Genomic DNA, 14,958 nt, shown 5'->3' on the forward strand with positions numbered 1-14,958 from the left:
ACGTCGGATTCGATGCGAACGGGATCGTCGGACCCGGTCCAGCCGAAGCGCCGCGCCAGGCGTCCGAAGTGCGTGTCAACGGTGATGCCGGGAATGCCGAAGGCATTTCCCAGCACCACGTTCGCGGTTTTCCGTCCGACGCCGGGAAGCGTCACCAGATCTTCCAGCCGGCCGGGGACCACGCCGTCGAACTCGTCCACGAGCCGGTTCGCGAGGGCCAAAAGGTTTTTCGTCTTGGCCCTGAAGAAGCCGGTCGGCTTGATGATCGCCTCCAGCTCCGCGGCGTCGGCCTCGGCCATGGCCCGCGCATCGGGGTAGCGGGCGAAAAGCAACGGCGTGATGAGGTTGACGGTCACGTCGGTGGTTTGCGCGGACAGCACCGTGGCCACCAGGAGCTCAAACGGGTTCCGGAAGTCGAGCTCGGCGTGGGCATAGGGGTACTGCTCGGCAAGGGCCCGGTTGATTCGCCGGGCACGCCGCTTGATCGCCAGCGCTGACTCGCCGGACCGGGGCCCGGCACCTTCGGAGGCGGCCACGGGAGGCCGGCTAGCCGCGCTCGATGTTGCTGAGATCGCGCAGGACGCCCACGCGGCCGTCCGTGTGCTGGACCAGGAACTCGTCGCCCCGGTCCTCGAGCGCCAGCACCCAGCCGCCGGGCTCGATCCCGAACAGGGGTGCGCCCGTGCGCTCATCCACGGCCGTCCGGTGCTGCGCCACCGCGAACCAGAATGCCTCGTGGACCGGCTGCTCTTCGGCCTCCTCGGGCCGGCTTGCGGGATCGACCGTGGCGCCGATCGGCTCCTGCGACTTCACCTGCTCCTGCGGCTTCACCTGCTGATGGACGGCGGTGGCAGGAGTGGCCGACGCCGCCGAATGCGGCATGGCGCCGGTGGCGGCATCAGTGGCCGCGGGCCGGTTCCCTGTCGCCGTCCCGGCTCCGGCGGCTGCAGCAGCGGTGACCGGGGTGCCGTCCAGCTGCGTAGATGTGTATAAGAGACAGAGCAGGAGGCGCTGGGCGGCGCGAGCGCCGACGGCAACCGGAGGCAGCGGCTCCAGCTCCTGCTCGCCGCCGAATCGGCCGGGGCCATGATCGCCGCCGAAATGCAGCATGCAGGCGTGCCCTGGCGGGAGGAACTGCACCAGCAGATTCTCGCCGACTACCTGGGCCCCCGCCCGCCGCTCGGACACCGGCCCGCCAAGCTTGAGGCGCTCAACACCGAACTCCGGCGGCTCCTGAACTCGCCAAGCCTGAATTCGGATTCCCCGCAGGAACTCATGCGCGCCCTTCACCGGAACGGGATCGAGGTGAAGTCCACCAGGCAGTGGGAGCTGAAGGGGTCCAGCCATCCGGCCATCGAGCCCCTTCTGGCGTACAAGAAACTCTCGCGGCTGCACACCGCGAACGGGTGGGCGTGGCTGGATGCCTGGGTGAAAAACGGCCGGTTCCAGCCCGAATACGTGGTGGGCGGCGTCGTATCGGGGCGCTGGGCGTCACGCGGTGGCGGCGCGCTGCAGATCCCCCGCCAGATCCGCGGCGCCGTGCACGCCGACCCCGGCCACAAACTGATCGTCGCGGACGCCTCCCAACTCGAGCCGCGTGTTCTGGTTGCCCTCGCCCAGGATTCCACTATGGCCGAGGCGGCCCGTGACCAGGACCTCTACGCGGGCATCGCCGCCAAGGGATTCGGCGGCGACCGCGGCAAGGCCAAGATGGCCCTGCTCGGCGCCATGTATGGCGCCACCTCCGGCGAAGCAGGCCGGCTCATGCCGCAGCTTGTGCGGACGTACCCGCGCGCCGTCGGCTTCGTGGAGCGGGCCGCCCGCGACGGCGAGGCCGGGAAGACGGTCACCTCCCGTCTGGGCCGCAGCAGCCCGCCCCCGTCCGAGCGGTGGCTCCTCAGCCAGCGGTCCACCTCGGCGGAAGAGCAGCGGCGCGCGGATTCCATCGCACGTTCGCGGGGGCGGTTCACGCGCAACTTCGTGGTGCAGGGCTCCGCGGCGGACTGGGCCGCCTGCTGGCTGGCGGAATTACGACGGCGGCTGCGTACCTTGCGCGCCGACGGCTCCGCTTCCGGGGAGCTCGTCTTCTTCCTGCACGATGAGGTGATGGTGCATGCCCCAGAGGCCGCCGTCGATGCATGCATCAGGGCGATCGAGGAAGCCGCCAACGCCGCGAAGGAACTCCTCTTCGGCCCGATTCCGGTGGAATTCCCGGTCAGCGTGGCCGTGGTGGATTCCTACGACAACGCGAAGTAGCGGCGCAGGGCGTGAGGGTAGCCGCTCAACGGCGGGAATTAAAGTCACATCCGCCGCTACGGACACGGACCGTTGAACGGAGTAACGTACCCGCTAGTAGCTCGCCCCCTGTGGCACATGACACTAGGCTCGGAGGTGGCCGGGCAGTGGCAGAATCGTTGGCCCGGCAGGTGCGATGAAGCATTACCAGGGGGTTCCACGCCAATGGCGGGCAGGTTTGAAATACACCAGGACGACGAGCAGTCCTACAAATTCCGGCTCGTAGACGGGGACGGCAACGTGGTGGCCGTGTCACCGCGGTTTAAGACCGTTTCCGGGGTTGTCGACGGGATCAACGCGATGCGGGAAAACGCCGCAACGGGACTCGTGGTAGACCTGCGGAGACCGCAGCCCCAAGGCTAGCGAGGGCTAAAGTTCCAGCTGGTGCAGCCGGGTCCGGTCCCACGGTACGGCCCACCCGAGCTGGTCGAACAGTTCGTTCAGGATCATGCCGGTAAAGCCCCAGACCACCACTTCCTTCACGGTGAAGGCCGGACTCTGGAAGGTCTGGTTCATCCGGGTGACGGTGGCCATCGCCCGGTTTTCCGGGTCCAGCAGGTCCCGGACCGGAACCCGGAAAACCTGGGCGGACTCGCCGTAGTCCACCACCCGGACGGGCGACGGCGAAGCCCACCAGCCGAGGACAGGCGTCACGAGGTAGTTGCCGCGGGGCAGCGCCAGTTCGGGCAGGACCCCGAGCACCTCCACTCCGCCCGGATCCACGCCGGTCTCCTCCTCCGCCTCGCGCAGCGCCGCCGCAACGGGTGACTCGTCCGGATCGATGCCGCCGCCGGGAAACGCCACCTGACCGGGATGGTCGTCCAGCGTGTGCGCGCGCTCAAGGAGCAGGACGTCCAGGTCCGCGGCAACCAGCGGTTTTCCCGAGGCCGCCGGGACGTCGTCCAGCGCTCCGAACAGGATGAGCACGGCGGCCTTCCGTGCCACTGACGCGTCCACGGTGAGGGTCCGCCAGTAGGGGTTCCGGGCCGGGCCGGTTCCTGCGTTGATGGAGTCGACGAGGTCCACCAGGTCCTGGCGGGCAGTCACGGGGACCTCCGCTGGGATTCCATCCGGATTTCGGCGGCGCGGTGCGTCTCGGCCAGGAGTTTGCCGAGGAGCTCCTCGTTTCCCGGCGCAAGCTCATACTTCAGAAGCTTCGCGGCTTTGGCCGGGTCCGTTTCGCCCAGGCCAAAGCTGGGACACCAGTTGGCCACGGCGCAGGCGCCGCAGGCAGGCTTCCGGGAATGGCAGACCCGCCGACCGTGGAACACCACGCGGTGGGACAGCATGGTCCAGTCCCTAGGCTCGAAGAGCTCGGCCACGTCGGATTCGATGCGAACGGGATCGTCGGACCCGGTCCAGCCGAAGCGCCGCGCCAGGCGTCCGAAGTGCGTGTCAACGGTGATGCCGGGAATGCCGAAGGCATTTCCCAGCACCACGTTCGCGGTTTTCCGTCCGACGCCGGGAAGCGTCACCAGATCTTCCAGCCGGCCGGGGACCACGCCGTCGAACTCGTCCACGAGCCGGTTCGCGAGGGCCAAAAGGTTTTTCGTCTTGGCCCTGAAGAAGCCGGTCGGCTTGATGATCGCCTCCAGCTCCGCGGCGTCGGCCTCGGCCATGGCCCGCGCATCGGGGTAGCGGGCGAAAAGCAACGGCGTGATGAGGTTGACGGTCACGTCGGTGGTTTGCGCGGACAGCACCGTGGCCACCAGGAGCTCAAACGGGTTCCGGAAGTCGAGCTCGGCGTGGGCATAGGGGTACTGCTCGGCAAGGGCCCGGTTGATTCGCCGGGCACGCCGCTTGATCGCCAGCGCTGACTCGCCGGACCGGGGCCCGGCACCTTCGGAGGCGGCCACGGGAGGCCGGCTAGCCGCGCTCGATGTTGCTGAGATCGCGCAGGACGCCCACGCGGCCGTCCGTGTGCTGGACCAGGAACTGTCGCCCCGGTCCTCGAGCGCCAGCACCCAGCCGCCGGGCTCGATCCCGAACAGGGGTGCGCCCGTGCGCTCATCCACGGCCGTCCGGTGCTGCGCCACCGCGAACCAGAATGCCTCGTGGACCGGCTGCTCTTCGGCCTCCTCGGGCCGGCTTGCGGATCGACCGTGGCGCCGATCGGCTCCTGCGACTTCACCTGCTCCTGCGGCTTCACCTGCTGATGGACGGCGGTGGCAGGAGGGCCGACGCCGCCGAATGCGGCATGGCGCCGGTGGCGGCATCAGTGGCCGCGGGCCGGTTCCCTGTCGCCGTCCTGGCTCCGGCGGCTGCAGCAGCGGTGACCGGGTGCCGTCCAGCTGCGTCACTTCGGCGGCGGCGCTGCCGGTTCGGCTGCCGCAGGCCGGGCGGCGGCCGGCGCCTCTGCGGAAGGCACGACGGCGGCAGGTCGGGCGGCGGCCGGCGCTTCTGCGGAAGGCACGACGGCGGCAGGTCCCGTTTCGGGGGACGCTGCGGCGCTGCTGGCTGCATTCGCGGCGGGCCAGGCACCAGCGGACGGGTAAGTCCGGCACCTGCAATGCCGGCACCGGCGGCCGCGCCCCGGCCGTTGCAGCGCCGGCTGTTGGAGCGCCCGCGGATGCGTGCCGGCGGTCGGTGTACCGGCCGTCGGGGCGGCGGTTCCCGGTGCATGGGCAGCGGCCTGGCCGCCGAACTTGTGGCCGCCAAAAATCCGGCCGGCTGCCTTATGGCCGCCCGCCGTCGGGCTCTGTTCAGCTGACTTGCCCTGCTCGGCTGGTTTGCCCTGCTCAGTTGGCTTGGCCGGTTTGGGTGCCTTCGGTGTCCGGACGGGTACGGCGGACTCGCGGGCGGTGATGTGGGCCGGCACTTCGGCCCGGTCCAGGAAGTCCCCGGCGAAAAAGGGGATGAACCTGGCCAGTACCGTGGCGGCAAACAGCACCAGCGCGCCGATGAGGGCCACGAGCAGGCTGGGCGTGAACGCCCCTGCAACGGAAAGGAAGAAGAAAGCCACGGCAAAGGATGCCACCACCGAGCCGAACTGATCGACAGACAGCGAGCCGATCCGGACCTTCGTCTCCGGAGCCAGCCGGCGGGCCACAAACAGCGCCGCAAGGATGAGGGGCAGCACGATCCCCAGCCCCAGGAAGAACAAGCTCCCCAGGTTCCACAGGTTGTAGCGGACGGCGAACACCGGAATCAGCGATGCGATGAAGAGAATCAGCGTGGCCCCGAAAACGGTCAGGTCACGGACGGTAAACGGACCAAGGACCGCAACGTTCCGCACCCCGGGCCCCCTGCCGCCAGCGGAAGCATTGGACGGAGAAGCAGCGGAGTTCGCGAACGCCCCGCCCTGCGGTTTCATGAAGCGGACGTCGCTACCGGCGGCCGGCGCAACATCCCGCGGCGTGTCCCGGTGTCCGGTTGAATCCTTCTCGGCTCCGGCCTGCGCGGCGGAACCCTGCCCGGCTGGTACCTGCTGACCCAGGTCACGCGGGGCCGGACCCTGCTGACCGGAATCCCCCTGGCCCGGACCCGTTTGACCTAGACCCGGCTGGCCGTGGCTTTGCTGATTCATACTGTTCTCCTTAGCGTGGCGGCATCCGGGCGGCTGTCCAATGCCCGGCGACGCCTAACGGCCGGCGGGCCAGACCTCAAACGGTCAGGCTGCCTCCGGCCTCTGTCACGAGTCCATCTCAGCCTAGCCAAGTGCATGGATGATCACTAGCTGACGGGCCGCGGCGGGGCGCCCCCGGCACGCCGTTCCGGCCACACCCCCGCACGGACGCCGCGTACGCAGGGCAACCATTCGTCGCTAATAACGCACCGTTCACTGTTCACTATGTGACGCGGCACACGTGGCTGAACCCGAAGGGGCTAGTCTGTTTTCGGAACAGCTCTTTGCGGTATGTCCGCGATCGGCCGCTGCCCGGCGCCGCGCACAGCGGCAGGGTGGCAGCCGGGGCCGGCGCATCCCGCGCTGCAAAGATCGATGAATGATGAGGTTCACCATGTCCCAGGACACTCCCGGCTCGACGGCCACCGCCGCCGCCACCAGCCAGCAGGGCGATGCACTTGAAAACCTGCTGCACGAGAACCGCAAGTTTGCCCCGACCGCGGACTTCGCCGCCAACGCCGTCGTTGGCGCGGAAGCCTACGCCGAGGCCGATGCCGACCGCCCCGCCTTCTGGGCAAAGCAGGCGCGCGAACTGCTGACGTGGAACAAGGACTTCACGCAGGCGCTCGACTGGTCCAACCCGCCGTTCGCGAAGTGGTTCGTCGGCGGCGAGGTCAACGCCGCCTACAACGCCCTGGACCGGCACGTGGAGAACGGGCTCGGCGACCGCGTGGCCATCTATTTCGAAGGCGAACCCGGCGATTCCCGCTCCTACACCTACGCCGAGCTGACCGATGAAGTAAAAAGGGCCGCCAACGCGTTCGAGTCCCTCGGTGTTGCCAAGGGTGACCGCGTGGCCGTTTACCTGCCCATGATTCCGGAGGCCGTGATCACGCTGCTGGCCTGCGCCCGGATCGGGGCAGTGCATTCGGTGGTGTTCGGCGGCTTCTCCTCTGACGCCCTGCGGTCCCGGATCGAGGACGCCGAAGCCAAGCTGGTGGTCACCGCCGACGGCACCTACCGGCGCGGCAAGCCCAGCGCCCTGAAGTCCGCCGTGGACCAGGCCCTGGCCGCGGACGGGCACAGCGTGCAGAACGTGGTGGTGGTCAAGCGCAACGGCCAGGATGTGGACTGGCACGAGGGCCGGGACCACTGGTGGGCCGACACCGTCGGGGCGGCCTCCACCGAACACACCGCCGTGGGCCACGATTCCGAACACCCGCTGTTCATCCTCTACACCTCCGGCACCACCGGAAAGCCCAAGGGCATCCTGCACACCACCGGCGGGTTCCTCACCCAGACCGCGTACACCCACAAGGCCGTGTTCGACCTGCACCCGGAAACGGACGTCTACTGGTGCACGGCCGACGTCGGCTGGGTCACCGGCCACTCCTATGTCGCGTACGCGCCGCTCATCAACGGCGCCACGCAGGTCATGTACGAGGGCACGCCCGATTCCCCGCACCAGGGCCGCTGGTGGGAGATCGTCCAGAAGTACAAGGTCTCCATCCTCTACACCGCCCCCACGGCCATCCGGACGTTCATGAAGTGGGGCCGGGACATCCCCGACAAGTACGATCTCTCCTCCATCCGGGTCCTGGGCTCGGTGGGCGAACCCATCAACCCCGAGGCCTGGATGTGGTACCGCGAGGTCATCGGCGGGAACAACGCACCCATCGTGGACACCTGGTGGCAGACCGAAACCGGGGCCCAGATGATCGCCCCGCTGCCCGGCGTCACGGCCACAAAGCCCGGCTCGGCGCAGGTCCCGCTGCCCGGCATCGCCGTGGACGTCGTGGACGAGAACGGCGCGTCGGTGCCGAACGGCCACGGCGGCTTCCTGGTGATCCGCGAACCCTGGCCGGCCATGCTGCGCGGCATCTGGGGCGACCCCGAGCGCTTCAAGGAAACCTACTGGTCCCGGTTCGAGACCATGTACTTCGCCGGTGACGGCGCCAAGAAGGACGAGGACGGCGACATCTGGCTCCTGGGCCGCGTGGACGACGTCATGAACATCTCCGGCCACCGCCTCTCCACCACGGAGATCGAGTCCGCCCTGGTGAGCCACCCGGCCGTGGCGGAGGCCGCCGTCGTCGGAGCCGCGGACGAAACCACCGGCCAGGCCGTGGTGGCGTTCGTCATCCTGCGCGGCGACGCCGTGGACTCCGGCGACGAAATCGTCCAGGACCTCCGCAACCACGTGGGCAAGGAGATCGGCCCCATCGCCAAACCCAAGACCATCCTGGTGGTGCCCGAACTGCCCAAGACCCGCTCCGGCAAGATCATGCGCCGCCTGCTCAAGGACGTCGCCGAAGGACGCGACACCGGAGACGCCACCACCCTGGCCGACAACACCGTCATGGCCCAGATCGCGGCTTCACTGAAGAAATAAGCACAAAACCGCACTTTGCAGGGCCCGGCCGCACGCAGCAGCCGGGCCCTGCCCGCGCCTGCCCGTCGGGCTGCCCACCGACTTTTCATCGGCACGGATAAATGTTGCTTTTCGATCTTTCCTGTTCTCTTTTGCGAGGTTATAGTCATTCCTATGTGAGGTGCCTCACAACCAGCTGAATTTCAAGGGAGAGATCATGGCAGCACACACAGCACCGTCCCTCACCGCCGGCCCGGGCCGACGCACAATCCTGAAGACCATGGGCGTGGGTGTTGCCGGGCTGGCCGGCGTGCCGCTGCTGGCAGCCTGCACCGGGGGCACCGGCCCCTCCGGCGGAGGCACTGATTCCTCGGGACTCACTTTCGGCTCAGGGTCCTCCGACGAGGTTCCCAAGAAGGCCTACCAGGCAGTGACCGATGCCTTCACGAAAAAGACGGGCAAGACCGTTAACACCAACGTGGTGCCGCACAACGACTTCCAGAACAAGATCAACTCCTACCTGCAGGGCTCGCCGGACGACACGTTCACCTGGTTCGCGGGCTACCGGATGCAGTTCTACGCCGGCAAGGGCCTCCTCGCTCCCGTCGATGATGTCTGGGAGAAGATCGGCGGAAATTTCTCGGATGCCCTGAAGAAAGCCTCCACCGGCCCTGACGGCAAGATGTACTTCGTGCCGAACTACAACTACCCGTGGGGTTTCTTCTACCGCAAGAGCCTCTGGGCGGAGAAGGGCTACGAGGTTCCGGAAAATTTCGATGCCCTCAAGACGCTGGCGGCCAAGATGAAGGCCGACGGTATCATCCCGATCGGCTTTGCCGACAAGGACGGCTGGCCGGCCATGGGCACGTTCGACTACATCAACATGCGGCTCAACGGCTACCAGTTCCACGTGGACCTCTGTTCACACAAGGAATCCTGGGACCAGCCGAAGGTGACCGAGGTGTTCACCACGTGGTCCGCGCTGCTTCCCTTCCAGGACCCGGCAGCGCTGGGCCAGACCTGGCAGGACGCGGCCAAGTCACTGGCGGCCAAGAAGACCGGCATGTACCTGCTCGGCTCCTTCGTCACCCAGCAGTTCACGGATCCCGCCGTGCTCAAGGACATCGACTTCTTCCCGTTCCCGGAGATCGCCACTGAAGGCCGCGACGCTGTCGAAGCCCCCATCGACGGCCTGCTCCTGTCCAAGAAAGGCGGCGAGAACTCGGCGGCGCGCCAGTTCATGGAATTCATCGGCACGCCCGAGGCCCAGGACGCCTACGCCGCCGTGGACCCCTCCAACATCGCCACCGCCAAGGGCGCGGACACTTCCAAATTCAGCGAGCTGAACAAGAAATGTGCCGAGACCATCGCCAACGCCAAGTCCATCAGCCAGTTCTTCGACCGTGACGCCCTTCCCGCCATGGCCAACAACGTCATGATTCCCGCCCTGCAGACCTTCCTCAAGGACGGCAAGATGGACGTCAAAAACCTCGAGGCCCAGGCCAAGACCCTCTACGCGGCCCAGTAGCAGGGGACCGTCATGAGCACTACAGCAAGAGACCTGGTCCCACCGGAATCCAGGGCACCGTCCGGAGCGCAGGCCAAGGGCGTCAAAAGCGGGAAGGTCCGGCGGCTTTCCAAACGGGACAAGATCGTCCTGACCCTGATGGTCGGCATTCCGACGCTCATCCAGCTCGTTTTTGTCTGGCTGCCCACCCTGATGTCCATCGCCCTGAGCTTCACGCGCTGGAACGGACTGGCCTTGACCGACATCAGGCCGGCAGACCTCGGTAACTACCAGTACATCTCGCAGGACTACCCGCCGTTCTGGCCGGCCATGCAGCACAACCTGCTCTGGCTTGCGTTCCTGGCCCTCGTGGCCACGCCGCTGGGACTCCTGCTGGCTGTGCTGTTGGACCAGCAGATCCGCGGCAGCAAAATCTACCAGAGCATTTTCTTCGCTCCCGTAATGCTGTCCCTGGCCTTGATCGGCATCATCTGGCAGCTCTTCTACCAGCGGGACAACGGCCTGCTGAACTTCCTGCTGGGCACGTCCGGCACCCCGCAGGCCGTTGACTGGTTCGGTGACTCCTCCGTCAACATCTGGGCAGCCCTGATCGCCGCCACCTGGCGCCATGCCGGCTACGTCATGCTGCTGTACCTGGCCGGCCTCAAGGGCGTCGACCCGAGCCTCAAGGAGGCCGCGGCGATCGATGGCGCGAACGCGGTGCAGACGTTCTTCCGGGTGGTTTTCCCGGCCATGCGCCCCATCAACGTGGTGATCGTCGTGATCACCATCATCGAGTCGCTGCGTGCGTTCGACGTCGTCTATGTCATCAACCGCGGCACCAACGGCCTGGAGCTGATCAGTGCCCTGGTGATCCAGAACCTGGTGGGAGAGGGGCAGGTGATCGGCGTCGGCTCAGCCCTTGCGGTGGTCCTGCTGGTGATCTCCCTGGTCCCCATCGTCTTCTACCTCAGCCGCACCTTCGGCAAGGAGAACAGAGCATGAGCACCACGGCCCGCGCAGGCGTTCCGTCCGTGGCGGAGCGCCGTTCCGGCAGCAAGCCAAAACGGCATTACGGAACCCACATCTTCCTCACGGTCATGGCCGTCATGTGGCTCATTCCGCTCGGATGGGCTCTCTTCACGGCCCTGCGGCCCATCGCCTCCACCAATGAATACGGCTACTTCAGCATCGCCGGAGACTTCAACTTCGACAACTTCGTCCAGGCCTGGACGCAGGGCGGCATCGCGAAGTACTTCTGGAACTCGGTGATCATCTCCGTTCCGGCGGTCCTGCTGGTGCTGTTCCTGGCATCCATGATGGCGTTCGCCGTCAGCCGGGTGAGCTGGAAGTTCAACGTCACGCTGCTCATCATGTTCACTGCCGGCAACCTGCTGCCGCCCCAGGTCCTGGCGGCGCCGCTGTTCGAGATGGCCAAGCATTTCGAAGTGCCGTACGCCTTCAGCGATTCCGGCAACATGCTGAACACGTACATCGCGGTCATCGCCGTGAACACGGCCTTCCAGATGGGCTTCTGCACGTTCGTCCTGTCCAACTACATGAAGGCGCTCTCCCCCGACCTGACCGAGGCCGCACTGGTGGACGGGGCGGGCATCTGGCGCCAGTACCGGGAGATCATCATGCCGCTGTGCCGGCCGGCCTTTGCCGCGCTCGGCACCTTGGAAGTCATCTTCATCTACAACGACTATTTCTGGCCCCTCATCTTCATCCAGAGCGGCGACAGGCTTCCCGTCACCACGGCCATCAACAACCTCCAGGGCGAATTCCTGAACGACTACAACCTGCTGGCGGCCGGAGCCGTGATCACCGTTATTCCGACGCTGATCGTCTACCTGCTCCTGCAGCGGCAGTTTGTTGCCGGGCTGACTCTTGGTTCCAGCAAGGGGTAAGCGAAGATGGCAGGAGCAGCCACGCCGCCGCCGTCACCGCTTGAGAGGATTCCGATGCTTCCCGCCGCCCGCCACCAGTCCATAGTGGATGCCGTCCAGCGCGAGCGCGTGGTCCGTGTCTCGGACCTCGCCCAGCTGCTGGGCGTGTCCCTCATGACCGTGCGCCGGGACATCGAAACGCTGGAGGAAAGCGGGCAGGTGGAGCGGATCCACGGTGGCGCCAAGCTGCCCGGCGACGCCAGCACCCACGAGCCCGGATTCGAACTCAAGTCCACCCAGCTGACGGCGCAGAAGCGCGCCATTGCCGTGGAGGCCGCCAGCATGGTGCATGAGGGCATGGCCGTGGCCCTCAGCGCGGGCACCACCACCTGGGCGCTGGCCAAGGAGCTCGTGAACGGCCCGCGGATCACCGTGGTGACCAACTCGATCCGTATCGCCGACCTCTTCCACCACGGTGCGGCGTCGGGCGGCCCGCGGCACAGCTCAACGGTGATCCTAATCGGCGGCGAGCGCACGCCGTCGGACGCGCTGGTGGGACCCATTGCCACCGCGGCGCTCAGGCAGTTGCACCTGGACCTGCTGTTCCTCGGCGTGCACGGCATGGACGCCGAGGCCGGCTACACAACCCCCAACCTTCTGGAAGCCGAAACCGACCGCGCCTTCGTGGCCGCCTCCCGCAAAGTAGTGGTCCTGGCCGACCACACCAAGTGGGGCACCCAGGGCATCAGCACCATCGCGGAACTCGAGGAAGCCGACGAGGTGATCAGTGGTGCCGGCCTGTCCGGCGAAGCCCAGCGCATCCTCCGCGACCGGGTAAGCCGGCTGCGGCTCGTCTAGGCCGCGATCCCCTGAAACTTCGTCAGCCGCAGCCGCAGGACTGCCGGACCAGCAGCCGGGTCGGAAAGACCTGGTGCCGCGGCGGCTCGGCACGGTCGGCGCCGACAAGCGCGCGCACTGCGGCCTCCGCCATGGCGCGCACGGGCTGTTCAACAGTGGTCAGCGGCGGCCACGAATACTCAGCCTCCACCGAGCCGTCGAAGGATGCCAGCGCCACGTCGCCGGGCACGGCCAGTCCCGCTTCATGGAGGACCCGGAGTATGCCGATCGCCTGCATATCCGAGCTCGCAAAGATCGCCGTTGGCCGGTTCGCCGAGGCAAGGAGCCGCTTGCCGGCCGCGTACCCGCCGACCCGGGTGAACGCGCTGCGTGCGATCGGCCCTTCGGGCAGGCCGGCGTCCTTGAGGGCCCGCAGCCACCCGTCCTCACGGGCGTCCCCTTCGTTTCCCGTGGTGGTACCCATCGCCAGGCCGATGTTGGTGTGGCCGTGCCCGATCAGGTGCTCCACGGCGGTGCGGGCCCCTTCGGCCAGGTCCACACCCACCGTGGTGAAGCCTGCGGACCTCTCGCTGTGGCTCAGGAGCACGGACGGTATCTCCGCAGCCTGCAGGTCAGCCAGGTCCGGGTCCAACAGCACACTCGCCAAAACCACCCCGTCCACCTGCCGGGCGGCGAGGTTCCGGATGTTCCGGCGCTCCTTGGCAAGGTTCCCGTCCGAATTCGTCAGGAAGAGCGCGAAGCCCAGCTCTGCCGCCGCGTCCTCCACGGCATGGGCCAGCAAGGAGAAGAAGGGGTTGCTGTTGTCCGGGATGATGAGGCCGATGGTCTCCGTTGAGCCCAGCTTCAGCGCCCTCGCCGCCGCGTTGGGCCGGTAGCCCAGGAGCCTGATGGCCTCCTGGACCCTGGCTTCCGTGGCTGGCGCTACCTTCTTGGGGCCTCCGTTCACAACGTAACTGACGACGGCGGTGCTCACCCCGGCGTACCGGGCAACATCCTTGCGGGTCACCTGGGTTCGCGGGGCGGGCACTGCCGGAGTCGTCATGGTGTCCATGCTAGCTACTGCGCCGCCGGGGCATCGCCGAAGTCGCGGATGGCCAGGCGTTCGCCGTTCTGCTGGGCCGAGGCATGGGCCACGATTCCGGGAAGCGTGAACCGAGCGGCCACCCAGGCGTTGACGGGCGGCAGCGTGCCGGTGTTGACCGCCGTCACGAAGTCGTCCACCAGGAACTGGTGGCTGCCTTCGTGGCCGGTCGGGGCTCCGAGGTATTCGTCCGGCAGCCGTCCGCGGTCGTGCACCGGGGCAAGCCCGGAGATGAAGGCGTCGCGCAGTTCGGGGGCAACGCCGGCCAGCGAGGGATCATCCAGCGGGATGCTGGGCCGGGTTTCCACCTGGTCCGAGATGTCGTGGACGTTTTCCTTGTCCTGCCACACCGTCACCGTCGCGATCTGCTCGAAGCTGGCCTCGGTGCCGAAAAAGCGGAACCGGGACTCACGGATGTGGGACGGGTAGCCAACCCGGCGCATTTCGTTGGTGCGCATCGCACCGCCGTCGTTCAGTTCGAACAGCGCCGTGGCGTTGGAGAAGTCGTTGCCGAACATGCTCACGTCCTTGTCGAACACGCCGTCCCCGCGGTCGTCCTTGACGCCGATACAGCTGACGCTGACCGCGTGCGACGGCAGCACCCCCAGGACGCCGCCGATGGCATGGGTGGGGTAGAGCATGGGCGGGTAGCTGGCGGTCTCCTTCCAGCGGTCGCCGCCGCTGTACTGGTAGGCATCATAGAAGCCGAGGTCCATGTCGTGGACGTAGTCGCCTTCGCTGTAGAAGATCCGGCCGAATTTGCCGGCGGCATGCTGGTTGCGGGCATAGACGGTCGCCGGGTTGTAGTAGCTGGTCTCCCCCATGGCGTAGACGAGCCCGGTTTCCTTCACGGCCTCGATGATGCGTTCGATCTCCTCTTCGGAAACCGCCATGGGCACTGCCGAGTAGACGTGCTTGCCGGCGCGCAGCGCCTGCTCCACGAGCGGCCCGTGGGTCCAGCGCTGCGTGAAGATGGCGACGGCGTCGACGTCGGACGCCAGCAGTTCCTCGAAGCTGTCCATGGTTCCGTCGAGCCCCCACGTTGCTTGGGCGGCCGCGGCCCGTTCCGGCCGTTCGTCGACGACGTAGACCTCCGTGACTCCCGGGTGGAGCTTAAAAAGATGGGCGAAATGGCCGCCGAACTGTCCGACGCCGACGACTCCGATTGAAAACGCCATTGTTTACCTTTCCCTGGCTGGCCCGCAGGTCCGGGCGCGAATGGCCCTAAGTGGGCTTGTTGAGAGTCTTGCACTGCAATCTACTCGAGTCAACGAATTAGCCAAGTGGAAACGTAACTTTCAATGTTTGCGGGAAGAAAAGCTTGCCACTCGGAATCTACTCGTGTAGATTCTCATTCAGTTGTTACCCACATCACAGTCAGGAAAGGGTCGA

Annotated in this window: 13 protein-coding genes and 1 pseudogene; 7 read left to right on the top strand and 7 right to left on the bottom strand. The window is 66.9% G+C overall.

The features are described from left to right. On the bottom strand, positions 1–536 hold a 536-nt coding region (nth, locus tag B1A87_RS20505; RefSeq protein WP_185982424.1), incomplete at its 3' end, for an endonuclease III. Between the two features lie 10 nt (positions 537–546). After that, entirely contained in the window at positions 547–1,110 is a 564-nt protein-coding gene (locus tag B1A87_RS24365) for a hypothetical protein (protein ID WP_260681090.1), read from the bottom strand. Between B1A87_RS24365 and B1A87_RS20515 the strand changes: the two are divergent. Then, positions 1,033–2,256: pseudogene (locus B1A87_RS20515) on the top strand (bifunctional 3'-5' exonuclease/DNA polymerase); the annotation flags it as partial. The gene B1A87_RS24365 and the pseudogene B1A87_RS20515 sit on opposite strands and share 78 nt — an antisense overlap. Before the next feature lie 204 nt (positions 2,257–2,460). Then, entirely contained in the window at positions 2,461–2,658 is a 198-nt protein-coding gene (locus B1A87_RS20520; RefSeq protein WP_078026538.1) for a YegP family protein, read from the top strand. Positions 2,659–2,664: 6 nt separating this feature from the next. Here B1A87_RS20520 and B1A87_RS20525 read toward each other — a convergent pair whose 3' ends face one another. The 3 genes from B1A87_RS20525 to B1A87_RS23165 form a co-directional block, all read right to left on the bottom strand. Beyond that, the gene (locus tag B1A87_RS20525) at positions 2,665–3,342 is read right to left on the bottom strand and encodes a CoA pyrophosphatase (protein WP_078026539.1); all 678 of its coding nucleotides are present in this window, start codon (positions 3,340–3,342) and stop codon (positions 2,665–2,667) included. Beyond that, positions 3,339–4,151, bottom strand: a complete 813-nt coding sequence (gene nth, locus B1A87_RS20530; RefSeq protein WP_078026540.1) for an endonuclease III — start codon at positions 4,149–4,151, stop codon at positions 3,339–3,341. Before nth (B1A87_RS20530) ends, B1A87_RS20525 begins: the two co-directional genes overlap by 4 nt. Positions 4,152–4,591: 440 nt before the next feature. Beyond that, on the bottom strand, positions 4,592–5,530 hold the full coding sequence (locus tag B1A87_RS23165) for a hypothetical protein (protein WP_185982425.1): 939 nt from the start codon (positions 5,528–5,530) through the stop codon (positions 4,592–4,594). 724 nt (positions 5,531–6,254) lie between these two features. On the opposite strand from B1A87_RS23165, the gene acs reads away from it, so the two are divergent. The 5 genes from acs to B1A87_RS20565 all read left to right on the top strand — a co-directional run bounded on the left by acs (position 6,255) and on the right by B1A87_RS20565 (position 12,485). Continuing rightward, positions 6,255–8,252 (top strand): acetate--CoA ligase, encoded by a 1,998-nt coding sequence (acs, locus tag B1A87_RS20545; RefSeq protein WP_078026731.1) that lies wholly within the window; start codon positions 6,255–6,257, stop codon positions 8,250–8,252. Between the two features lie 196 nt (positions 8,253–8,448). Further along, positions 8,449–9,759 carry an ABC transporter substrate-binding protein gene (locus B1A87_RS20550; RefSeq protein WP_078026732.1) on the top strand — a complete coding sequence of 437 codons (1,311 nt, stop codon included), beginning with the start codon at positions 8,449–8,451 and terminating at the stop codon, positions 9,757–9,759. A 12-nt stretch (positions 9,760–9,771) separates the two neighbouring features. Beyond that, positions 9,772–10,743, top strand: a complete 972-nt coding sequence (locus B1A87_RS20555) for a carbohydrate ABC transporter permease (protein ID WP_078026541.1) — start codon at positions 9,772–9,774, stop codon at positions 10,741–10,743. Further along, positions 10,740–11,648 carry a carbohydrate ABC transporter permease gene (locus tag B1A87_RS20560; protein WP_078026542.1) on the top strand — a complete coding sequence of 303 codons (909 nt, stop codon included), beginning with the start codon at positions 10,740–10,742 and terminating at the stop codon, positions 11,646–11,648. The genes B1A87_RS20555 and B1A87_RS20560 overlap by 4 nt, the downstream gene beginning before the upstream one ends. 54 nt (positions 11,649–11,702) lie before the next feature. Then, positions 11,703–12,485, top strand: coding sequence for a DeoR/GlpR family DNA-binding transcription regulator (locus tag B1A87_RS20565; RefSeq protein WP_078026543.1), 783 nt, complete (start codon positions 11,703–11,705; stop codon positions 12,483–12,485). A 22-nt stretch (positions 12,486–12,507) separates the two neighbouring features. Here the strand turns inward: B1A87_RS20565 and B1A87_RS20570 are convergent, their stop codons facing one another. Together B1A87_RS20570 and B1A87_RS20575 are read right to left on the bottom strand one after the other, a co-directional pair. Further along, positions 12,508–13,527: a LacI family DNA-binding transcriptional regulator gene (locus tag B1A87_RS20570; RefSeq protein ID WP_078026733.1), complete on the bottom strand. Its 1,020-nt coding sequence runs from the start codon at positions 13,525–13,527 to the stop codon at positions 12,508–12,510. Between the two features lie 14 nt (positions 13,528–13,541). Further along, a complete protein-coding gene (locus B1A87_RS20575) occupies positions 13,542–14,744 on the bottom strand; it encodes a Gfo/Idh/MocA family protein (RefSeq protein ID WP_078026544.1) in 1,203 nt (400 codons plus the stop codon). Positions 14,745–14,958: the final 214 nt, after the last annotated feature.

Source organism: Arthrobacter sp. KBS0703 (genome assembly GCF_002008315.2).
In the GTDB taxonomy this organism is placed as follows: Bacteria; Actinomycetota; Actinomycetes; order Actinomycetales; family Micrococcaceae; genus Arthrobacter.